Source organism: Parabacteroides sp. AF14-59, from assembly GCF_003479515.1.
Taxonomy (GTDB): domain Bacteria; phylum Bacteroidota; class Bacteroidia; order Bacteroidales; family Tannerellaceae; genus Parabacteroides; species Parabacteroides faecis.
The window spans coordinates 69,219-93,843 of record NZ_QUHH01000028.1; the positions used below are offsets into that span (position 1 = coordinate 69,219).

15 protein-coding genes and 1 tRNA gene are annotated in these 24,625 nt (G+C 42.0%); 4 read left to right on the plus strand and 12 right to left on the minus strand.

Annotation, left to right across the window (positions count from 1 at the left end):
- Nucleotides 1-206 precede the first annotated feature (206 nt).
- Nucleotides 207-4,331, plus strand: coding sequence for a hybrid sensor histidine kinase/response regulator transcription factor (locus DWW23_RS22345; protein WP_122356348.1), 4,125 nt, complete (start codon nt 207-209; stop codon nt 4,329-4,331).
- Nucleotides 4,332-4,359: 28 nt separating this feature from the next.
- Here the strand turns inward: DWW23_RS22345 and murQ are convergent, their stop codons facing one another.
- From murQ to mutA, 8 genes are all read right to left on the minus strand, one after another.
- Complete coding sequence (gene murQ / locus DWW23_RS22350; RefSeq protein WP_122356350.1) at nt 4,360-5,172, minus strand: N-acetylmuramic acid 6-phosphate etherase; 813 nt, start codon at nt 5,170-5,172, stop codon at nt 4,360-4,362.
- Between the two features lie 120 nt (nt 5,173-5,292).
- Nucleotides 5,293-6,573, minus strand: a complete 1,281-nt coding sequence (locus DWW23_RS22355; RefSeq protein ID WP_122356352.1) for an acetylxylan esterase — start codon at nt 6,571-6,573, stop codon at nt 5,293-5,295.
- A gap of 74 nt (nt 6,574-6,647) precedes the next feature.
- Nucleotides 6,648-7,478 (minus strand): ATPase, encoded by an 831-nt coding sequence (locus DWW23_RS22360; protein WP_122356354.1) that lies wholly within the window; start codon nt 7,476-7,478, stop codon nt 6,648-6,650.
- A gap of 18 nt (nt 7,479-7,496) precedes the next feature.
- Nucleotides 7,497-8,783, minus strand: coding sequence for an MFS transporter (locus DWW23_RS22365; RefSeq protein ID WP_122356356.1), 1,287 nt, complete (start codon nt 8,781-8,783; stop codon nt 7,497-7,499).
- The gene (locus DWW23_RS22370) at nt 8,780-9,727 is read right to left on the minus strand and encodes a DUF4922 domain-containing protein (RefSeq protein ID WP_122356358.1); all 948 of its coding nucleotides are present in this window, start codon (nt 9,725-9,727) and stop codon (nt 8,780-8,782) included. The genes DWW23_RS22365 and DWW23_RS22370 overlap by 4 nt, the downstream gene beginning before the upstream one ends.
- A gap of 24 nt (nt 9,728-9,751) precedes the next feature.
- The gene (locus tag DWW23_RS22375) at nt 9,752-11,221 is read right to left on the minus strand and encodes a glycosyltransferase family A protein (RefSeq protein WP_122356360.1); all 1,470 of its coding nucleotides are present in this window, start codon (nt 11,219-11,221) and stop codon (nt 9,752-9,754) included.
- A 151-nt stretch (nt 11,222-11,372) separates the two neighbouring features.
- Nucleotides 11,373-13,523 (minus strand): methylmalonyl-CoA mutase, encoded by a 2,151-nt coding sequence (scpA, locus tag DWW23_RS22380; protein WP_122356362.1) that lies wholly within the window; start codon nt 13,521-13,523, stop codon nt 11,373-11,375.
- A 12-nt stretch (nt 13,524-13,535) separates the two neighbouring features.
- The gene (gene mutA, locus DWW23_RS22385) at nt 13,536-15,398 is read right to left on the minus strand and encodes a methylmalonyl-CoA mutase small subunit (protein ID WP_122356364.1); all 1,863 of its coding nucleotides are present in this window, start codon (nt 15,396-15,398) and stop codon (nt 13,536-13,538) included.
- A 274-nt stretch (nt 15,399-15,672) separates the two neighbouring features.
- Here mutA and DWW23_RS22390 point away from each other — a divergent pair.
- Nucleotides 15,673-15,745 (plus strand) — tRNA-Glu (locus DWW23_RS22390).
- Nucleotides 15,746-16,017: 272 nt separating this feature from the next.
- On the opposite strand, the gene DWW23_RS22395 is transcribed toward DWW23_RS22390, so the two are convergent.
- Complete coding sequence (locus DWW23_RS22395; protein ID WP_122356366.1) at nt 16,018-16,395, minus strand: RNA-binding protein; 378 nt, start codon at nt 16,393-16,395, stop codon at nt 16,018-16,020.
- A 379-nt stretch (nt 16,396-16,774) separates the two neighbouring features.
- On the opposite strand from DWW23_RS22395, the gene DWW23_RS22400 reads away from it, so the two are divergent.
- Nucleotides 16,775-16,990 (plus strand): winged helix-turn-helix domain-containing protein, encoded by a 216-nt coding sequence (locus DWW23_RS22400; protein ID WP_122356368.1) that lies wholly within the window; start codon nt 16,775-16,777, stop codon nt 16,988-16,990.
- 57 nt (nt 16,991-17,047) lie between these two features.
- Here DWW23_RS22400 and DWW23_RS22405 read toward each other — a convergent pair whose 3' ends face one another.
- The 3 genes from DWW23_RS22405 to DWW23_RS22415 form a co-directional block, all read right to left on the minus strand.
- Nucleotides 17,048-18,247 carry an ectonucleotide pyrophosphatase/phosphodiesterase gene (locus DWW23_RS22405; RefSeq protein ID WP_122356370.1) on the minus strand — a complete coding sequence of 400 codons (1,200 nt, stop codon included), beginning with the start codon at nt 18,245-18,247 and terminating at the stop codon, nt 17,048-17,050.
- Nucleotides 18,248-18,329: 82 nt separating this feature from the next.
- Complete coding sequence (locus DWW23_RS22410) at nt 18,330-21,491, minus strand: carboxypeptidase regulatory-like domain-containing protein (RefSeq protein WP_122356372.1); 3,162 nt, start codon at nt 21,489-21,491, stop codon at nt 18,330-18,332.
- Between the two features lie 112 nt (nt 21,492-21,603).
- On the minus strand, nt 21,604-23,607 hold the full coding sequence (locus DWW23_RS22415) for a tetratricopeptide repeat protein (protein ID WP_122356374.1): 2,004 nt from the start codon (nt 23,605-23,607) through the stop codon (nt 21,604-21,606).
- 134 nt (nt 23,608-23,741) lie between these two features.
- On the opposite strand from DWW23_RS22415, the gene DWW23_RS22420 reads away from it, so the two are divergent.
- Nucleotides 23,742-24,617 (plus strand): SPFH domain-containing protein, encoded by an 876-nt coding sequence (locus DWW23_RS22420; RefSeq protein WP_122356376.1) that lies wholly within the window; start codon nt 23,742-23,744, stop codon nt 24,615-24,617.
- The last annotated feature ends 8 nt before the right edge of the window (nt 24,618-24,625 follow it).

A 24,625-nucleotide genomic window follows, 5' to 3' on the forward strand; every position in this document is an offset into this window, starting at 1 on the left:
AAGACTAATCTGTATAAAGAGGATAAATCATTCAATAAAGGAGGACAAATCATCCAAAACTCCAATTAAATCTTAAAACACGGTCTTTCCATACAATCTTATTCAGTTTTTCATAAATTTACCACGTATTACATTTTCCCGATTCCCTTAAAAAGTATATATTCGCATAGTGCAATTTTACATGCTTTACATCTAAAGGAGTTATTATGTCCACAAGAAATTTTTACTCGATATTCTTATCGCTATTTATTCCGCTTATAATATCAGCAACCCCACTTGTTTCATATCATATTCAGCCTATTAATAAACAGGAGCTGTTACCGAGTAAGCAGATCACGCATATTTATCAGGACAGTGAGGGATATATGTGGTTTTGTACAACGAACGGACTATGCCGTTATGATGGTTATACAAATAAAGTGTACAAATCGACTTACACATCCCCCACACTTCTCAACAACAACTGGGTCAATACACTAATTGAAGACAAAAACAACAAACTATGGATCGGAACGGTGAACGGTATCAATATACTGGATAAAAAGACTGGAAAAATGGAAACCGTAGATCGAAATAAATTAGCAGGCAAACATGTTTGGACCTTCCTTTATACCAGAGATAATATTTTATGGATCGGAACCTCTAACGGATTATACCGATATGACGAAAAAGCAGATTCATTCTATGTTTATCAGAATAAGATCCTTAAAACGAACAGCATTTACGGAGATGACATTCGCGTACTTTATGAAGATTCCGACGGTTTTATATGGATAGGAACATGGGGAAATGGCCTGTGCCGCCTGAACCCACGCACAGAAGAATTCATAAACTGTCCCTATTTGGGAGATGAAGGAAGAATCGGGGCCATTTATGAAGATAAAGATAAAAATTTGTGGCTTGGCACAGTAAATCATTTATTCAAGATTGAAAACCACACGAATCCATTGAAAATACTTTATACAAGGTATGACAAAGATATCAAATACGAACGATTAATACACTCGATCACTCAGGATAAAAACGGAAACCTTTTGGTTGGAACAAGCCTGGGACTCGACATAATTACTTATCCGTTAATTCCTGATAATTATCGGTCCTCTTTTCAAGATTCAACACGAACAGTAACCAACTATGAAATAAACGATCTGTATAAAGGGAAAAACGGTATGATCTGGATGGCTACACAAAATTCAGGTATTTATCTAATGTATGAAAAAGAACAGCCATTCAGTAATCACCCATTCTATTCCATCGATGACTTCAAACAACCATTATCTGTCACAGCTATTTACAAATGGAACAAAGATGAATTTTTACTCGGAGTAGAAAAGGTCGGATTAGTCAAATACAATATCCGTACCAACCGTTTAACTTCCCGTGCAAATGATCCTGACTTAAAAAAATTCCCTGACAGAATCGGAAATATACAAATTATATTCAAACATCCTTTACGTGATGAATTATTGATGGGTTCCGAATACGGAGGTTTATTATCCTGCACATTACAGAATAATAAAATAACCTCGGTAAAACAGCATTTCCCTTTTTGGGGAGGATGGATCGCCGGAGATATAATAAAAGATATTTGTTGTGATGAAGCACAGAATATATGGATTGGAAGCAATTATGGAATTAATATACTAACAGCAGAACAAGATACATTGTCGTATGTTAACCTTAATCAAGGTGAAATGATAGAAGTTCAATCCATTTGCCACGATTACAAAAATCAAATGTGGCTGGGGACCAAGAATAACGGTATATTTCTGGCCGATGCTTCCCAGGGCGTAAAAGGATTAACATTCAGAAACTACAATCAGGAAAACGGAACTATCAACAGTAATGAAATAAAATGTATATATCAGGATAATAAACACCGCCTTTGGGCTGGCACCAAAGGCGGTGGATTAAGCATGCTTAATCGCGAAACAGATAAATTTGAACTGATCGATTGTATGCAGGAAATTCCGGGTGATGCAATTTTCAGCATTGCAGAATCCAATGGCCTATTATATATCGGAACAAACCAAGGGCTTGTACAATACAATCCGGAAGGAGAAAAAGGTGCACAAATAAAAATATTTACCACAGAAGACGGTTTACTGGATAATGCATTCAATCAGGGAACAGTTTTGTCTGATCTGGATAATCAGCTTCATTTCGGTATGGCCAATGGCTTTTGTTCCTTCTATCCGAAGGATATAAAAGAGACATCGAGTAAAGTGAAAACGGTTATCTCGGATCTTAAAATCTTCCATAACTCATTCGATAATCTTCCAATGAGCAAACAGAGAAACCTGTCCCCCCAGTTACATCCCTCATACTCGAAGTCCATTACTTTATCCAATAACGATTACAATTTCGGGATTGAGTTCGCTTCCCTCACATTCAAAAATCCGGAAAAGAATCGGTATGCATATATGTTGGAAGGTTTTGATAAAGAGTGGCATTATGTTGATGCTAATCACCGTTACGCTTATTACACCAATTTAAGAAGTGGCACCTATCGTTTTTTGGTAAAGGGAACGAACGAAAACAGTTTTATGGGAGAACAACCGGAAATACTCCATATAAAAGTGCTTCCCCCCCTTTATGCTACCTGGTGGGCTTATTGCTTATATTTCCTGATAATCTGTCTTATTTTATGGATTACTTTCCGAATATTCCGATATAAACTGGAAATAAAGGAAGCCCTCAAACTGGAACAAATAGAGCATGCCAAATCAGAAGAACTTGCACAGGAAAAACTGAAGTTTTTCACAAATATCAGCCACGAGCTTTTAACGCCACTTTCTCTGATAACTTGTTCCGTTGAAGAATTAAGGTTAAAATATAATAGCAAAGACAGTGTCTTCAATGTAATGAAAACCAATATACAACGGCTGAACCGTCTGCTAGAACAAATTCTGGAATTCAGGAAAGCCGAAAACGGAGGTCTTAAACTAACCGTATCATTTGGAGATATAGGATCCTTTATTACCAAGATATGCAATGATAATTTCCTGATTTTAGGAAAAAGTAAAAATATAGAACTTATCATTGAGAATCCGAAACCACACATTCCCGGATGGTTCGATAAAGATAAAGTAGACAAGATCATCTACAATCTTTTATCGAATGCATTCAAGTATAACAAAATAAACGGTAAAGTAAAAATCACACTTTCACCGGAAGGGGCTGTCTCTGATTTCGAATACAAACGACTGACCGTTACGGTTGGCAATACCGGTATTGGCATAAGTGAGAAACATATTCATTCGATATTCCAACGTTTTTATGAGATCAATTACAAAGATTCTGAAAAACGAGGCAATGGCATCGGCTTATCACTCACCAAAAACCTGGTGGAATTGCATAACGGTACCATCCAGGTAACAAGCATTCCAAATGAATGGACCGAGTTCTCATTTTCCATTCCTCTGGAAAAAACAGCTTACCGGGAAGAGCAGATAGAAGATAACAGCGGCATCCATTCTCCGGAGATCCTTCCGGACATTGCAACAACAGAATGTGCAGAGACAACCCTGCCAGAGAAATCGGAAGAAAGTCAGACTGATAAAAAACATACAATCCTGGTCATCGAAGATAATGAAGAACTTTTACAGTCTATCCGGAATCTACTTGCGACACAATTTATTGTTTATACGACAACAAACGGTTCCGAGGGTATCGATATCGCGCAAAGTAAGAATCCAGAACTCATATTAAGCGATATCATGATGCCGGGTATGAACGGATTCGAAGTCTGTCGAACGATCAAACAAGAGATCAGCACTTCCCACATTCCTGTCGTACTTCTTTCTGCAAAAATATCAGATGAAGATAAACTGGAAGGATTCCAGGTCAGTGCGGATGCTTATATCACTAAACCATTTAACTTCCAGTTGTTGAAAGCTCAGCTACTCAGTATTATAGAAAACAGGGTACTCACGGCACAGAAGTTCAAAAGCACGCCTCTTACCCAAAGTATCCAGGTTTCATTGACATCCATGGATGAGAAGATATTGAACCGGGCCATTGATGCTGTTGAAAAGAATATCGAAAATCCGGAGTTCGACCTACAGGCATTTACAGAAGAAATGAATATCTCAAACTCGATGCTGTACAGGAAATTGAAATCTCTGACCAATTTATCACCGAATGAATTCATCCGGAATATCCGGTTAAAAGCATCATGCAAATTATTACTCGAGCAAAAAGGCAATATCTCTGAAGTTGCTTACCGTGTAGGTTTCAACGATGCCAAATATTTCAGCAGATGTTTCAAAAAAGAATTTGACATGACCCCTATGGAATACATCGAACAAAATAAAACTAAAGAATCCTGAATCTTCAATGCCAATCCATATTCTGTTATTAATGACGGTAAGCTTCGAGCGCTTTCTTAACGGAACCGTATATAAGCAACAGATTATGAGATTCATTGTAGCCGATTCCTAATTCTTCAGCCAACATACGAACGCCCCGGTCAACCAGTTTCTGATTGCTCAGTTGCATATTGATCATCCGGTTTCCTTTTACACGTCCCAATTGGATCATTACGGAAGTTGATATCATATTCAGGATCATCTTTTGTCCTGTCCCCGATTTCATACGGGAACTTCCCGTCACAAACTCCGGTCCGACAATCATTTCAATGGCTATATCTGCTTCTGCTGCCATCGGAGAATCGGGATTACTGGAAATAGAAGCCGTCAGGATCCCATGCTCACGTGCTTTTCGCAAAGCACCGATCACATAAGGAGTAGTACCGGAAGCTGCGATCCCGATCACTATATCTTTAGAAGTAATCTGGTGTTCCTGCAGTTCTTCCCATCCCCGGTTTACATCGTCCTCTGCATTCTCTACCGGATTGCGAAGCGCTTTCTCCCCCCCAGCAATCAGACCGATCACCAATGTGGAAGGCATTCCGAAAGTCGGAGGTATTTCGGAGGCGTCAAGTACTCCCAAACGTCCGCTGGTTCCTGCACCCAAATAAAAGATACGCCCTCCCTGTTTCATCCGGGGTACGATCTGCAATACCAGTTTTTCTATCTGGGGTATTGTTTTCTGAACAGCCGATGCAACCTTTTGGTCTTCCGTATTTATATCTTCCAACAACTCCCGGACTGATTTACATTCCAGGTTGTCATAGTATGAATCTTGCTCTGTTATTTTAGTAAATGCCATATAGAATATGTATTACGCACGATATTAAAACAGATGCAAAACTAACAAAATTTATGACCGGAAACCTCATCAGCATCCACAAACATCGGATGAATCGTTTTCCGGTCATAAACCTACATTTTATTTACATATCTCTTTCAGCCATTGTAAACGGGCAGCATCCTGCTCTGGATAAGTCCAGTGCCCGGTTTCCAGATAAAGATGTAACTCCTTTGCGCCGGGAATAACATTATATGCAGAATACATAGACGTAGGAGGACAAGTGACGTCATTATATCCCCAGCTATACCATCCCGGAGCATTGACACGACGGGCAAAATTAACTACGTCAAAATAAGCCAATGTCTCAACTTCATTCGGTCCGGGTTGTGCATTCCGGTAATAGTGAGGCCAGCCACCTGCACGGTTATGCAAATACCCCGCATAATCACATAAGGCCGGATATAAAGCTGCCAGGAATTTAATGCGGGGTTCTAATCCTGCAGTTACAATAGAGAGGGCACCACCCTGGCTTCCACCTGTCACACCTACCGTCGATCCGTCAAATTCAGGCAGGGAATAAATAAAGTCCACAGCTTTTACACAACCTAAATAAACCCGCTTATAGTAATGAGCATCGCGGTCATTCTTATTGATTCCGGGATATCCGTTCAAAGCTCCTGATGCCAGATTATTATACACCTCCTGCGGCAGATTCACAGGAATACCATGAATACCTATCTCCAGGGTAATCACATCATCTCCCAGATTAATTCCGCCATACGGACGTATACCGGCCCCAGGAACCTGAAGTATAGCGGGATATTTCCCGTCTTTCTTCGGAACGACCAGTATTCCATACATTCTGGAACCATACCGCTCATTCTGAAAACTGATATGATACACATTTTGAGTAGAAGTACATCTTTCCGGCATTAATACCATTTTAGGATCCAACGGTATTTTACGGGCATCAGCGATCGCCTGGTTCCAGAAGCTGTCGAAATCTTTCGGATCCTCTGTTGTCGGCTGTATACGTTCTTCATCCACAGCCACAGTTGCCATTCCTTCATAATTACGGCCTTCCACTTTAGCGATCACTTTACAACGCAGAAATCCGGGTTCTTTCAGAGAGGCCTTCAATGTTGTCTTTCCGTTCTTCAACAGAACATCTTTTTCTGTCTTAACCGGGAAATATTCCGGTCCCAATTCATAATCGACAACTACATCTTCCAATAAATTTTCATTTCTGAAAACCTGGACAGTAAAAGTCACCTCCTCTTTTGCCTTATATTTCCAGTCAGTCCGGTCAGGCGAAACCACGACATCAATCAATTTACGGGCAGGCTGCGCCTCTACCCTTAACGAACTACCCCATAACAATGCGATGAGGAAGCAGAATGAGAATAACACTTTTTTCATGCAGACAATTTATTAAATATAAGATTACAAACGCAACAAATATAAAGACAATCAACCAAATATCAAAGGATACATCAGCCATGATAAGAAATCAATCCTTCCATCGGACTCCGGGCAACAGTCCCAATACGGATCCCCAGATCGAAAGCGATATCTTTTAATATATCCTGATAATACCAGGCTACCGAACCTACCAGATGAACCGGCAGATTAAAACAATCGTATTGTTTCACATTTCGGGTAAAAAATGCCAGAAAACTACGGGTTACCAGCTCCCAGATAGCCGGTTCATCCAAATGTTCCAATATAAAAGGAGAAAATCCTGCCAGAAAACGGTTGGGAAACGGTCGCCGATACACACTATCCATAATCAACGCTGGAGTCAGTTCATATTGTGTAAGAAACTGGTTTTTAAGGTCTGGAGGTAGCTGATCTTTTAATACATTCCCAATCAAGAGTTTACCCAATACGGCACCACTTCCTTCATCTCCCAGGATAAAACCCAGGGGAGAGACATTCTTTACAACCTCTTTCCCATCATACTGGCAAGAGTTCGAACCAGTCCCCAGAATACAAGCTATCCCCGGTCTGCTACCGCACAATGCACGTGCCGCCGCCAGTAAATCGCTGCCGACCTCAACGGGTGCAGACAAATACCGGTTGACAGAACGCCGGATCATTTCATTCTTTTCCGGGAAAGCACAACCCGCCCCGTAAAAATATACGGCGGAAGGCATAAGGTCTTTTAATGCTGGCAATAATCCGGTTTCTATCTCCTTTCCCATTTCCTCTTCGGTCTGAAAAAACGGATTCATACCCCGAGTCTGAAAACGGAGAACAGATTCTCCCTTCTCTACCATACACCAATCCGTCTTGGTTGAACCACTATCGGCTATCAGTATCATATTTTACTCTGTTACAAATTATTCTTTCTTTTTCTCTTTCCTGGCAAATGCCGGATCTATCTTCAAACAAGCTGTCACCGCCAATGTGATCAGACAACATCCCATCACCCACCAGAAAAAAGTCACATATCCCAGTGTTTCCTGTAACCATCCGGCAATCATCCCGGGAAGCATCATGCCTAACGCCATAAAAGCCGTACATATCGCATAATGTGCTGTCTTATGTTCCCCTTCGGAATAATAGATCAGGTAAAGCATATAAGCAGTAAACCCGAACCCATATCCGAACTGTTCGATAAAAACACAGACATTGATCGTGATCAGACTTTCCGGCAATACAGTACTCAGGTAGATAAAAACCAGGTCAGGCAATGTGATCGCCAAAGCCATCGGCCACAGCCATTTCTTCAAACCTCCCTGTGAAGCAACAATGCCTCCGATAATTCCTCCCAGGGTCAGACCGATAATGCCGATCGTCCCATAGACCAATCCTAATTCCGAGGTGGTCAATCCTAATCCTCCCACTTCCCGGGGATCGATCAGGAACGGTGTCACCAATTTTACCAGCTGTGCTTCGGGAAAACGGTACAGTAACATAAAAAGGATCGCTACTACAGCTTGCTTCTTCTTGAAAAAAGAAACAAATGTAGCCAGGAACTCTTTGAAAATAGTGGTAGCCGTCACTGTGACAGCTGCCTTATCAGAAGCCGGTACAGGCAATATATACTTATGATACAGACAAAAACCGATAAATAAACCAGCCATGATCAGGAAAGTGATCGACCATGCCAACGGGATCTTACCGGTAGCCACTTCAAGAGCCCCGGCCAGCATGACCAGCAACCCTTGACCTGCTATCGTCGCAATCCGATAGAAGGTACTGCGTATCCCCACATAAAAAGCTTGTTCATGCGGATCGAGAGCCAGCATATAAAAACCGTCTGCTGCAATATCATGTGTAGCCGAACTAAAGGCTACCAGCCAGAAGATAGCCAACGACAATTGAAAGGCATAGTCCATCGGCAACGTAAACGCAATCCCGGCAAGCCCTGCCCCGATCAGAAACTGCATTGTAATCACCCACCAGCGTTTCGTTTTCAATAAGTCGACGAAAGGACTCCAAAAAGGCTTAATAACCCACGGCAGGTAAAGCCAACTGGTATACAGGGCGATATCCGTATTACTAATTCCCATGCGTTTGTACATAATGACTGAGATCGTCATCACCGCCACATAAGGAAGTGCTTCCGCAAAATACAAGGTAGGTATCCAACTCCAGGGAGAAGTTCGCTTCGTCTGATTCATAAAGAGTATAATTTAGATTTACTGATTAACAAATCCATCTCCTCTTCCGGGAGACAGGTTTCACGAAGAATCTGCTGAAGATCGTCTGCCGTTACCTTCCGGAAATCCTTTTCCAAAGGAGTCACAAAGATACCTGCCATCTCAACGGTTGCCGGACTGATCAATATGTTAGCGTCTCCCTCTGCATAATAACAGGAAGGATGTAAATTCTTTCTTGGATAAATACACGTAATCCATTTACCATCTTCCTTCCATGATAACACATTCATCATCGGTTCATATTCTCCAGGTTTACAGTCCATAAGTCCATAAAGATGGTCGAACAGAAAAACGGCATCTTCCATCTTTCCGGAAATAATCATAAACACAGGTTGCAAAAAATCACGTAAGGCATATAATACGGACTGTCCTTTCACTTTCACTTCTTCTCTGAATGCCAAGGACCAGTTTACCTCAAGAGGTAAAAAGCCTTTACTTCCAGCCTGGAAGTGCATATGATCGGGAGCCGAAGCTCCGCATTTCGGACCGTTATAAAAGACAATAAATTCGTCTAGTGCCTCCGCCAGCGCCAGCATATCGGTATAACGTCCCCGAATACACTGGTCCTGATGTGCCCGAACGGGAATCGTCAGATGCTCAGGAAAAATGGGATAAGGGTTAACGATGATCTGGTATTCATCACCGAAGTCGATCCATTGCTGATTGCCAGGGCGATTGGCCTCACAAAGAAAACAGGGACGGGCTGCCAACGAAGCTTTATCTATCTTTGCTGCCGACGACCGGATACGTTCCGGATTGAACTGTAACTCCACTTCATATCCATTTACCATGAGCTTCCGCGATTGTACCCGATCAAGAGCTGCATAATTCGTTCGTGCCAGTTCCCAATTCTTGCAATGGTAGCTTATCAGTTCCCGGACTTGCTGAGTTATATTTCCATTCATAATTCAGATTCCTTAAAAACAGATTTAGATAAAACCTCTCATGAATAATTCGATCGTACGCAAGCTGTCTTTATAAGCATTATGCTCATTCATCTTCCGTATATCGAGTGCTGCATCCGTATTATCTTCCCAACGTCGGCAAAGATACAGGACATCATAAATACGTCCGATACGATATGTCCTGGAGATAGCCAAACCGATCGCATAGTCTTCTCCATAACTCACATTCGGCATTTTCAATTCACGCAGGATCGGAGTATAAAAAGCACGAGGTGCTCCCAGCCCATTGATCCGAAGCGCATTATTACGACCATTCTCTACCGTCCATTCGCGATGGTCAATGATTCCGGGTGGTATTTCATTCAGGTCGAAGTCGGTCATCTTATAGGTTCCAATCACCATGGCACACTCTTCCTTATAGAAAGTATCCACTATTTTCTGTAAAGTATCCGGACCACTATAGACATCATCACTGTCAAGTTGTACGGAAAACTTACCGCACATCGGATGTGCCACCGCCTCATTCCAACAACCGCCAATACCCAGATCATCCCGTTCAGGAATTAAATGAATCAGACGGTCGTCCGTAGCATAACGGTTAATCAATTCAGTCGTTCCGTCAGTCGAATGATTGTCTACAATGATCAGATTGAATTTAAAGCTCGTCTCCTGGCTCAATACCGAACGGATGGCGTCTTCGATCGTACGTACGCGGTTACGAACCGGAATGATTACCGACGCTTCATACTTAAATCCTCTCGATTTAACTTTCGCCTTTTGGGGTTTTCTGGTCAATAAAGCTCCATTAAACAACAACAATAATCTGCATGCAGATTCCATTTCAAGCTGTACCTCACGGTTTTTCGGATCTACATAATCAAACTGTTTTTCACCACTCTTACGTACATCCATTTCTTCATAAGTATACAGATATTCTCTAAAGTGAAAGAATTCGTAACGCTCGTACACATACAAGCGTAAATGATAAAATCCTGCATATTTATAGGAAACCGGATATTTCCTTCCGAATCTTTTTAAGAATTTGAAATAATTCTCAAAAGCGTCATAAGAGATTATCATCAAAGGTCCGAAATCAAAATCGTCACGTAAGCTTCCAGGCTGGTAATCGTTTACCGGATGTTCCTGCCTGATCCCGCCGGTCAGGAGATAATGATCGGCATAAACCACTTTACACAGTCTACATTCAGACATGGAAATCATCCGCTCCAATCCGTTCTGCCCAAACTTTAAAGGAGTATATCGGAGATAATATAATACATTGAGATTATCCGCCAACTGATATATCGACCTCATAGTCTGTGTACTGGTCAATGTGTCAATTTGTAGAATCTCACATCCTTCATAAGGTTCCGCTTCCGGGTTGGAAGTCATTAAATATATTTTGTCTGTCAATCCGGTACTTCTCAGTTCGTCGACCGTCGGTTTCACCTGTTCCGGAGAAATATAGGGTATAAAGCAGTTTATTCTATCCATAGGTATTAAATGGTATTACATATTAAGACTGTAAACTTAAACAAAAAGTATGTGATAAACGATAAGGAAAAGTCATTTTCGATCTAATAAACAACAAAAGGGTTGCCTCATTACAAGACAACCCTCTTTATATGATAACAAGAATCTCTTCTTATTCTTCTCCTATCAGGATTTCCAGGATCTGAACAGCAGCCTTAGCCACTGAAGTACCCGGACCGAAGATAGCAGCAACACCTGCTTTATACAGGAAGTCATAATCCTGTGCAGGAATTACACCACCGGCAATAACGATGATGTCCTCGCGACCTAATTTCTTCAGTTCTTCAATTACCTGCGGGATCAATGTCTTATGTCCGGCAGCCAAAGAAGAAACACCCATAACGTGAACATCGTTTTCAACAGCCTGACGGGCAGCTTCTGCCGGAGTCTGGAACAATGGTCCCATATCCACGTCGAAACCACAGTCTGCATAACCAGTAGCAACAACTTTAGCACCACGGTCGTGTCCGTCCTGACCCATCTTAGCGATCATGATACGAGGCTGGCGACCTTCTTTCTTTGCAAACTTTTCTGTCAGCTCGCAAGCCTTGATAAAGTCTGCGTCTTTCTTTGTTTCTGATGAATACACGCCTGAAATAGTTCTGATGATTGCTTTATAACGTCCTACAACAACTTCGCAGGCATCCGAGATCTCTCCCAAGGATGCACGCAGGCCGGCAGCCTTAACAGCCAGTTCCAGCAAGTTGCCTTTCTTAGTTTTTACACATTCAGTGATATCGGCCAATGCCTGCTGAACAGCTGCCTCATCGCGGTTTTCACGCAATACCTTAAGTGCAGCTACCTGTTCGTTACGAACGGCTGTATTGTCGATTTCAAGGATATCGATCGGATCTTCTTTCGGCAGACGGTATTTGTTAACACCGACGATTGTCTGAACGCCAGAGTCGATACGAGCCTGAGTACGAGCTGCAGCTTCTTCGATACGCATCTTCGGAAGACCAGTTTCGATAGCTTTTGCCATACCGCCCATACTTTCGATTTCCTGGATCAAAGCCCAACCTTTGTGTACCAGTTCATTTGTCAAAGACTCTACATAATAAGAACCTGCCCACGGGTCGATTTCCTTACAGATCTTCGTTTCTTCCTGGATATATATCTGGGTGTTACGAGCGATACGTGCAGAAAAGTCTGTCGGCAATGCGATAGCTTCGTCCAGCGCGTTGGTGTGCAGAGACTGTGTATGTCCCAGTGCAGCAGCCATAGCCTCGATACAAGTACGACCTACGTTGTTGAACGGATCTTGTTCCGTCAACGACCATCCTGAAGTCTGGCAGTGAGTACGCAATGCCAGTGATTTCGGGTTCTTGGCGCCAAAGCTCTTCACAATCTTCGCCCACAACATACGTGCAGCACGCATCTTGGCGATTTCCATAAAGTGGTTCACACCGATAGCCCAGAAGAATGACAGACGCGGAGCGAATGCATCCACATCGATACCTGCGTTCACACCGGCACGAAGATATTCCATACCGTCACACAGTGTATAAGCCATTTCAATATCTGCTGTAGCACCGGCTTCCTGCATATGGTAACCGGAGATAGAGATAGAATTGAATTTCGGCATCTTCTGTGATGTATATTCGAAGATATCTGCAATGATCTTCATAGAGAATTCAGGCGGATAAATATAGGTATTACGCACCATGAACTCTTTCAGGATATCGTTCTGAATCGTACCGGCCATTTCTTCCAACTTAGCGCCCTGTTCCAGACCTGCATTGATGTAGAATGCCAATACAGGAAGAACACCACCGTTCATGGTCATGGAAACAGACATCTTGTTCAAAGGAATACCAGCGAACAGAACTTTCATGTTTTCCAGTGAACAGATGGAAACACCAGCTTTACCTACGTCACCGACTACACGTTCGTTGTCGGCATCGTATCCGCGGTGTGTCGGAAGGTCGAATGCAACAGACAGACCTTTCTGACCGGAAGCCAGGTTACGACGATAGAATGCATTTGATTCTTCTGCTGTAGAGAAACCGGCATACTGACGGATCGTCCAGGGACGCATAGCGTACATACCGCTATACGGGCCACGCAGATAAGGAGGCAAACCGGAAGCATAGTGCAGATGCTCCATACCTTCCAGGTCATCTTTCGTATAAACAGGTTTCACCTCGATATGCTCAGGTGTTTTCCAATCGGCTTCAATACCATTGGCTTTTGCCCATTCGGCAGCATTGGTAGCTGCAAAACCGGCATTCTTGATATCTATGTTTTTAAAATTTGGTCTCATAATTGTTTCTACTTAAGCGATTCCTAATTTTGCGTTGAAAGCCTTCAATGTTTCAAGCACGTTGCTCTTTACATTTACATATTGATCGATACCTACTGCTTTCAAGTCATCCATACAAGCAGGCATACCAGCTACAACAAATTCAGCTCTTCCAGCCAATGCCTTGTAAGCTGCAGGAGCAAATTCAGCATATTCGTCATCACTCGAGCAAAGAACAACGATTTCAGCACCTGCCTTTACAGCTGCTTCAACGCCGGCTTCTACTGTTTCGAAACCTAAGTTATCAATTACCTTGTATCCTGCACAAGCAAAGAAGTTACTTGAGAACTGTGAACGGGCAATACGCATAGACAGGTTACCGATAGTCAACATAAACACTTTCGGAGTTTTACCGCTATTTTCCGTAGCCAGACGCAATGCTTCAAATTCAGATGCACCACGAGAGAAATCAAGAGGAGTAACCGTTGATTCACCACAAGAGTGACCACCGCCACAACAGCAGGATGCTGTTTCTTTGATCTTACCGGCAGCTACTTCTGTGAAGTTCGGGAACTGGTTAGAACCCAGCAGGATTTCGCGACGGGTAGCAACCGCTTTCTTACGGGCTACGTTAGAAGCATTTACTGCATTCTGTATGTTACCGTTAGCCACTTCAGCACCGAAACCGCCTTTGTCTTCTACTTCCAGGAACAGTTTCCAGGCAACGTCAGCCAACGAGTTAGTCAGTACTTCTACATAATAAGAACCGGCAGAAGGATCGACCACCTTATCCAGGTGACATTCTTCTTTCAGTAACAATTGCTGGTTACGTGCAATACGTTCTGAGAAATCATCCGGAGTCTGATAAGTCTTATCGAACGGACGAACAGTGATAGAATCGACACCGGCCAAAGCAGCAGACATCGCTTCAGTCTGAGAACGCAACAGGTTTACGTGAGCATCGTAAACAGTCATGTTCCATTCGGAAGTCTGAGCATGTGCATTCATCTTGCAAGCACAGTTACATGCAGGATTGTAAGCAGCAACGATCTCGGCCCACAACCAACGGGCAGCACGGAACTTTGCTATTTCCATGAAATAGTTAGAGCTGATACCCAGATTGAATTTGATCTTCTTGGCAACTTCGTCTGCACTGAAACCGGCTTCAGTCAGTTTAGCCATCAGTTCGTTACCCCAAGCCAATGAATAACCCAGTTCCTGAGTGATATAAGCACCGGCATTGTTGAAGTAGAAACCGTTTACAGCTAATACTTTATAACCAGGTAAAGCCTGTCCTGCTTTGAGCACAGCAGATGCAGCTTCCACCCAATTTCCATTTTCTTTACCTTTTACCAAAGGTTTCTTGAAAGGATCGTAGTTGACAGAACCGAAACATTTGTTCAGGTCTACGTCTTTTCCTTTCAGACAGTATTCCAGGATGCCGATCAACTTTTCAGCCTTGCAGTTGCAAGTGTTGAAGTTCAGTTCTACAGCTTCCGGACAGATACCATCCAGTAATGTTGCAATATTTTCGGCATTTACTTCATCACCTTTGATGATGAAACCGAGTGAAGTAATGCCTTTGTTCAGAATGTCAAGCGCTTTTTCGTTGGCTTCTTTGAAACAAGTTACTTCGATGTTCTGGCGTACCTTCCAATCGTTATCCTTCTTTGTTCCGCGAACATAAGGGAATTCACCGGGAAGAGACTCGGTAGTCTTCAAACCTTCGATGTCTTCTGCACGATAGAAAGGATTTACATTAAATCCTTCGCCTGTCTTCCAAACAAGCTTTTTCTCAAACGGGGCACCTTTCAGGTCAGCCGTAATCTTCGCCATCCATTCTTCAGTAGAGACCGGAGCGAATTCTGAGAAAAGTTTTTCTTTTAGTTCTGCCATAATATTAGTTATTTTAATACTGGTATTAGTAATTGTTCAATAGTATATTGTTCAATAACAGAGGGCAAAGGTAGAATAAATAAACAGGAAGAACAATGAAAAATAAACGAAATTGCTCTTCCTTTTAACGCCTTTTAGTGGTATAAGGACTATTATTGTATCATTCTGACAGGGCATGATAAAATTCTTTTCATTTTTCCCGCATAAAGAGAACATCGAAAAGAAATAATCATTAATTTTGCAACGTCAAACAATGAAAACTAAGACACGAAACGGTGCATTCGTCTAGTGGCCTAGGACGCCGCCCTCTCACGGCGGAAACTCGGGTTCGATCCCCGGACGCACTACTAAAACGCCTGTTGAATGATTTCGGCAGGCGTTTTTTCAAAGGTATCCGACAAACATTTACAGGACAAATGATTTTTAGCCCCATTGCTATGGGATTTTTTCCCCATTAGAATGGACCTTATTCCCCACTGCAATGGGGGAAATTCCCCAATTTTTTTATGGACTTGGGGAATAATGAAACGGGAGCAAGTTGCAGCCTGTGCCTATACACCTATATTAAACAAAAAAAGCGACCTTTAAAGGGCCGCTTTTACTTTTGCTATAATTCGGATTAATATCTTCTTCCGCCACCGTTGTTACCATAGCCTCCGCGATTACCGCCACCGTAGCCACCGCCACGATTGCCACCACCGAAACCACCGCCACGATTACCACCACCGAAACCACCACGGCTTCCGCCACGGTCTTCTCTCGGACGTGCTTCTGTTACGTTGATTACTTTTTCATCATAAGTAGCCTGGTTTAATTCTTCGATAGCCTTCCGGCCCATTTCGTCATCCTTTAATTCTACAAAACCGAATCCTCTTGAACGGCCTGTTTCTCTGTCTGTGATAACTCTAGCAGAAAGGATTTCACCATAATCTGCGAATAAATCGTTTAAGTCAGCGTCTGTGACGTTGTAACTCAAATTTGAAATGTAAAGATTCATTTATAAAAACTTATTTAGTTAATTGTTTATTGAGGATGAATAGAATAATAGTTGAATGAATATACTTTACAAATCTAAATTGCGAGTAAAACTTCAAATACAAGTTTAAATCAATCTCAATATACTGCAAATGTAAGATTTAATTTGAAACTATGATACTTTATGGCAATCTTTTTCTAACAAATCTTTTTCCTAAAACTCTTGTAAACAAACAATGATCATTTTTAAGGCCTTGTATCTACAAAGGCTCGATTTAGAAAAAAAATCTTTTGCCGGAAGCTCCTTTTTATAAAACACACTAAAATAACAGGCGGAATATATCATTTCCGCTTTTATTTCAGTTTTAATGTCATACCATAAACATAAAAGAGAGTTTGTCATGACGAAAGGAACAATTGGATTAAACGCAGGTACCATCTGGAATCTGTTGCTGGATGGTGGATGTTGGAGTTTTGAGGAGTTGAAGAAAGCAACTTCTTTGTGTGAAGCTGATTTATGGTCTGCAATCGGTTGGCTAGCCCGCGAAAACAAGATTCAGATCAAAAGTGCCAGTAGCCAGATCGCTTTTTGTCCGGGGATGAATTTCAATTATTAAAAGATGCCCTTTGATAAAAATAAAAAGCGACCTTTTCCAGATCGCTTTTTTTATTGTTTAACGGAATAATGAATTCACCACCAGACTGTCACCGTCATTCGGTGCGGGTTCCAGATCCAGTAACCGGGAAATGATCAAATATAAATTGACATTAGCCATTACCGGCAATTCCACATTCTTTTTAAAAGACGGACCTGCCGCATAAAAGATAGCCTCCATCTCAGGTGCGAAATTATCATAGCCGTGAGTTGCTCCCGGATAAGGATAAGACTTTTCACGAAAATGCAGATAGGTCCCTATATGGGGAAGTACGACCAGGTCACCTATCCGGGGATTACTCCCATAGACGTATTCTGCCGGTATTTCGTTTTTCTTCCAGACCATAACATTCGGGACTTTTTTCAGAATATTATAAGCTGTCTCCGTATAACTTTTCTTCGGATAGAGCAAAGTCGGGACACCGTCAAAAATATAATCGAAACTATCGCGGGGCAAATAATCGTTCAGATTGACATATTTCTCCGGCGTACAGGTTGCCATCCCATGATCGGAAAGGACTATAAAATCGATTTTATCAAAAACAGCCAGTTTACGGGCTTCATTAAAGAAATGATTCAAAACCCGGTCCAGTTCTTCTACTTTTTGCAAGGTTGCCGAAGAATCCGGTGTACAGATATGCCCGATCCCATCGGGTTCCTCTATATACCACATAACCAGATGAGGACGTATATCTTCCGGCAAACGTAACCACGCTACCACAGAATCGGCACGGTCCGAATAAGGAACATGCTTATCAAAAGGTTTCCAGATAGAAGGCTGACGTCCCTGAATCGAATACTCGCTGCCCACCCAGAAAAAAGAAGCTGCATGCACACCTTGCTTCTCTGCCGTATTCCAGATCGGTTCACCTCCGTAAAAGCCCGGTGTCGGATCTGCCATGCGATAAATACTATCCAGGTCGGGAGCATAGAAGAAATTATTGATCAGACCATGATGGTCCGGATGCAAGCCGGTCGCCATACTGTAATGGTTAGGGAAAGTAACGCTGGGAAACGAGGGACGAAAAGCGGCACGTATCCCGACTTTCGCCAGAGAATCCAATGTCGGAGTATAAGCACGGTCGGGATAATCGGAACGGAAACCATCCATAGAAAGGACCACGACGTAACGGTCATTATGTTTTGACGAAGAACAACCGGAAAAAGTAATGCCGGCCAGAATCACGCATCCTAAAAGCAAACTTATATATCTTTTCATAATCATATCACCTCAAAAAGAAAGAGGTTCACAAAGATAGTGAACCTCTTCCGATTATTTAATTCAAATCATAAAATACGCGTTAGAAAATATAACGTAAACCTATCTGAGCCTGCCAGCGTGAAGTTATAGCCGTATTCGTATACATATCACCCGGATCACGGAACTGATAAGTAAACTGACCATCTTTACCTGCAAAAGCAGCTACAGGAGTCAGATCATAACCTGTGGAAGTCTGATGATATAATCCCCATTTCTTATTGAACAAATTCCCAACATTCAATATATCAAAATTAACTTGCAATGTATGTCTTCTACCAGCCACATTCATAAAGAAATTTTGTGCAATATGGAAATCAAAATGATGCTCGAACGGCATTACCAATTGATTACGCTTAATATGATCTCCCTTTGTATCCCTGATATCTTTATTTCCTTCAATCCATTTGACAAAAGCATCTTTTTGCTCTGCCGCGGTAGAAGTGACCTTTCCGTTAGATACAATATCCGTAAAGACCATTTTCTCACGCTCTGCGTCTGTCGGTATATATAACAAGTCATTCCCATAACCGTCACCATTTATATCATTGGAATAAAGCAGAGAATAGCGACCGCCGGTTTGCCCATTATAAAACAGACTTACTGTAGTAGCAAAATGTCCGGCATATTCTTTTGTATAAGAAACCGAAGCGACTATACGGTTACGCACATCAAACATAGACCAACTTAACTCGGGGGCAACATCTCCTCCATAAACAGGATTATATTTCCAACCTGAATATGCCTGTGAAGAATTTCCATCTGTTAAAGATTTTGCCTGTCCGTAAGAATATGCAACCATCGCATTTAAACCGAAATCAAAAGGCTTTTCAACCTTGGCTGTTATATTATACGTATATCCTTTATTCGTATTAGTCAGATACATAATTTGTGTAAAATTGGCATCGACTTGTTTGTAGGTGGGACGATTATCTCCTCCATTATTCAAACTACCGGTATGTTGATAATTGATATTTTCATATAAAATATTATTTAAAGTTTTTGAATACAAACCTTCTAAACTAACACGGATATCATAAGGTAATGTATGTTCCACAGCTAAATTGGTACGAAAAACAGATGGATATTTGAAATCTTTATCGACAACATTTACTTCCGATGTGCCCGGCGATTCGTATTGTTTGGACGGATCAATATTGAAATGGAAACCATCAGGTTTGATTTGAGGCATATTTCTGAAATTAAAAGAAGTACGGCTTACTTCAATACCGGTATTTGTAAAGCTATTTGATATCCAAACGAAAGGAATACGTCCGGTAAAAATACCGATTCCTCCACGAACCAAAGTCCTGCGGTCTTCATCCGGGTTCCAGCGAAAACCCACGCGAGGCGACCACAACACCTTAGTGGAAGGCAGCTGATTAGTTGCCACTTTGTATTGCTTCGCTATGTCTGAATTATTAAATGCTTCATTTGCCAGCGGTTTATCGAAAAACAAAGGGATATCCATTCGCACCCCATAAGTCAACCTCAATAAATTCGTTACATTCCATTCATCCTGTACATAAAAGCCTAATTGCGCAGCACCAAATTCTGGAGCCCATCGGTCAGTCCCGGTTATTTCCGTACGTGCTACCGAATAATCATAATATTTGGGAGCGACTTCATTTGCTGTCCCCACCGAGAGGAAATCGTCCAATGAGCTATAAGTATAGGAACCATAATTGTTTGCCAGATATAAATTGCTCATTTTAAAAAATTCATTATATGTTCCCACTGTGATCGCATGGTTTCCCACCATTTTAGTCAGGTTATCCGTCAACGTAAAAATATCCTGATTCAAAGCATTCGCCATCGAAAATCTCTCCGTCCCAAATTCCAGTGATGTATTACCGGACAATTGTTCAATCTTAACATAAGGCATAGCCTGTCCTAACGGGTCACGATTATCTCTGACACGGGTCCATCCCATACGTAACTCATTCGCCAACAAAGGATTTATTTGCGTATTCAATTCCGCAACAATTGAATGAGTGGAATTCTTCATATAATAACCATTATCATTCAGACGAGCAGCGGCTGGTTTGTTTGAAAAATTCATACTGCGTGCATCAAGCAAGCTATACCGGAGGGTAAATTTATTTTTATCGTTTGCATTCCAGTCGATACGTGCCAGGAATTTATTCGAATAAGTATCCACATCCAACGGGCCATAACCACCACCGTTATAACCGCCTGTTAATTGAGATATCTTATCAATAATCAGACCCACTTCGTTTTTATCTAATTTGGAACTTTCAGTCCCAATGTTGTTAGTTGTAGGATAAACCTCCTTTACCCGTTCAAAGTTTGTAAAAAAGAATAATTTATTTTTGATGATCGGGCCACCTAAAGTTACTCCGTATGTCTCAGACGACTGATCATCCAGGCGTGTACGTTCCTTTGCATTTCCTGGTGTCTTTCCATAAAATTTCTCATTATTATAATATCCGTAAACAGAACCATGGAACGCATTTGTACCTGATTTCGTGATCGCATTAATTCCACCACCGGTAAATCCGCTTTGCCGGACATCAAACGGCGCAATTACCACTTGAATTTCTTCAATGGCATCCAAAGAGATCGGGTTTGCCCCCGCCTGATCACCATTTGTTCCGCTGGCAGACAAACCGAACACATCATTATTCGCCGTCCCGTCAATTTGAAAAGAGTTGTATTTATTACTTGAACCGACAAACGACATCCCGCTACTCGTATTGATTCCCATCGGATTCATTTTAGTAATATCGAAAATACTACGATTTACTGTAGGAGTCGAAAGAATTTGTGATTGGTTGAAGTTTTGAGCCGCTCCTGTTTTCTGGGAATTGAACAACGCAGCTTTCGAGGCAGTGACAACGACTTCATCCAACGATAACGACTCAGTCAGTTTCACATCCAACAAATACGTTTCACCCAACTGAAGGGTAATGTTTTTATATACGGCTTTCTGAAATCCTACATACGAGACTTCTACCGTATAAGGGCCGCCGATACGCATTCCCTGTAAACTATAACGTCCGTCGACATTAGTTACAGTGCCATAAGTAGTACCGGAAGGTTCGTGAACGGCCTGCACTGTAGCACCGATCAGAAGTTCTCCTTCTGCTGTCACTTTACCACTGATCCCGGATGTTGTAACCTGTGCATTCACAGCAAATGTCAGACAAAAAAGAAAAAGAACAAACACAGATAAGTTCTTCATACTAGATGGTATTTAAAATAAAACAATCGAAACACTTTTTATATAACGCCGCAAAGATATATAATCTATGTTACCAAAACATTACGATTCCGTTTGATTTTTATGGACTTTCTTAAATATTTCGATTTTCCCGCAAACTATCTGCTATATCCTGATGTTGTTGTGCCAGTTCTTCTTCACCGACAAAACGGTAAGCTTCCGCCAGATATTCATGCGCAGAAGCATGTTTCGGTTTGATGGATACCGCCTTTTGAAGGTCGGCGACCGCTTCCTCATAATACTTCATGCGCAGATAACATTTCCCGCGATTATAACGGGCTTTGAATGAAAGAGGACTCAACCTGACCGCTTCGTTCAAAGCAACCTGGGCATCGTATGTTTCTCCAAGATCCAATAAAGTCACGCCTTTGCGCACCCAGGCATCCACATATTCGGGATATAGTTTCAGGGCTTTGCCGAACGAGCGGAGAGCTGCATTCGGGTCATTGGCCTTCGTGACACACTCATTTCCCATCAGATAATATTCATGGGCATATTCTTTGAGGATTTCACGCTGTGCATACAGATCTTCCTTCAGTTTCCTGATCTCCGCCTGTTGCGAATTTATACGTTGAAGTTTGGAACGGAGCAGACGCTGTACCAACGGCTTATCGAGTTCGTTGCGTTTTCCGACAGCCTGTGCCAACGATTCCACTGCATTTTTCATATTTCCACGGTTAAAATCATGCGCGGCACGGGCATACAAAAGTTCGGCTTCACTTTCACGAAGACTCTTTTCTATCAGTTCCTTGCTGTTAAAAATCTGACTGAACTGAACGATCTCTTTACGGACAAAAATATCATGAGAAGTCACCCTGCTTTTCAAAACCAGCCCCTCGAGCGATGTGCTACGGCTCAGGGCTACATAGGTCTGCCCACCGGCAAATACACCTCCCGTCAGATCGACAACGACCCGGTTGAAGGTTAATCCCTGACTTTTATGCACAGTAATCGCCCAGGCCAGGCGGATGGGCAATTGCTCAAAAGTTCCGACAATTTCTTCCTCTATTCTCTTTTCCTTTTCGTTGTATTTATATTTGTAATTGCGCCATGAAGTAGGTTCGACCAGATGTTCGATCCCATTTTCCAGCAGGACATATATATTCCCGTTTTCATCAATGCCGGAAACCATTCCGATAGTACCGTTTACCCAACGACGCTCGTGATCATTATCGATAAAGATCACTTGTGCCTGTTCCTTGATCGCCAGATTCAGTTGCGTAGGCAAAGAGGATTCCGGAAAATCCCCCTCTATACGTCCGGTAGAGATAAATTCATCACCGGGCAGCTCCGACAATCTTTTTTCATTGATGAAATCGACCTGATCGCGACGGGTGGCAAGCGTAATGTACATGTCCTCATTATTCGGCGTAAATTCAGGGAAGTAACGGGCATTTAAAATATCCAGTTCCTGCTTCCTTGCAGCATTACTCCGTATCCGGTCCAATATATTGATAAATACAGGATCGGTCTGGCGATAGACTTTCTGTAATTCGATCGGTACCAGGTTAATCGACTGAAATACTCTTGCCGAAAAGAAAAACGGACTGGCATAGAACAGGCTCAATATCTCTTTCTGGTCGGATGGCACAACCGGTTCCAACTGGAACACATCTCCCACGAATAACAGCTGTTTTCCACCAAACGGCAAACGCATATTCCCGGAAAAAACACGCAAAATACGGTCCACACAATCGATAATATCCGCTCTTACCATCGAAATCTCATCGATAATAATCAGTTCAACCTCCGAAATAATCTTTCTGTGTTCTTTTCTATATTTAAAGAATTCGAAAATCCGACCATCTTTCAGACTCAGGTCGGGATCATCCGGAAGCATCGGACGAAACGGCAGCTTAAAGAAAGAATGCAAAGTCACCCCTTCCGCATTGATAGCAGCGATACCTGTCGGGGCCAATACAACATGTTTTTTCTTCGTATGCGAACAGATATATTTGAGAAAAGTGGATTTGCCCGTCCCCGCTTTCCCTGTCAGGAAAACAGACTGACGGGTATGAGTGATCAGTTGCAGGGCATCCTGAAACTCTCTATTGTCCGTATCTAGTTGAAATTCCAATCGTGTAAATTTTGAGTAGACAAAGCTAAATAATATTTTAAATATCCTCTTATAAAAAAGGGATATTTTATTTGGTTATATACAGATAATTGTTTTAATTTGTGATATCAAAATAATATCAAATATAAATTATTATGAAAGCACAAGAAAAAGCATTTGACGGCATTAGGCTCTCCGGTTTCCTGGCCATATTATTTATCCTGGTAATACTGGGCGCTTCCATTTTCATGTTCACACTGAAACAACCCTGGAGTATTGTTTTAGGCATTATTGGTGCACTATGTGCAATTTTCATGTGTTACGGATTAATCATTATTCAGCCGAACAATTCACGGGTCATGACATTCTTCGGAAAATATGTCGGCACAATTATCGAGAATGGCTTTTTCTGGGTAAATCCACTTTTATTGAAAACAAAAGTGACCCTGCGTATTTTCAACCTGAATCTGGAGCCGATCAAAGTGAACGACAAAGTAGGTAATCCGGTAATGATCGGAGCTGTAGTGGTATGGAGAATCAAAGATACATATAAAGCGACCTTCGATATTTCAGGAGATGTCAAATCTTTCGTTCAGATCCAAAGTGACGCTGCCTTACGTCAGGTCGCCGGAATGTATGCATACGATACAAACGAAACAACCGACAAAGTAACATTGCGTTCCGATAACGAAGGGGAAGTAACCCAACGACTCGAAGACGAACTAAACAGCCGTCTCACGCTTGCCGGAATAGAAGTGGTGGAAGCACGTATCAATTATCTGGCTTATGCTTCTGAAATTGCGGGTGTTATGCTTCGCCGCCAACAGGCTGATGCCATCATTGCAGCCCGGGAACGTATCGTAGAAGGGGCAGTCAGTATGGTTCATCTGGCATTGGAGAAACTGGAGAAAGACAGTATTGTCGAACTCGACGAAGAAAAGAAAGCAACCATGGTAAGCAATTTACTGGTAGTTCTTTGCGCGGACGAATCAGCCCAGCCTGTTATTAACACAGGTACATTATATCAATGATCCTAAAT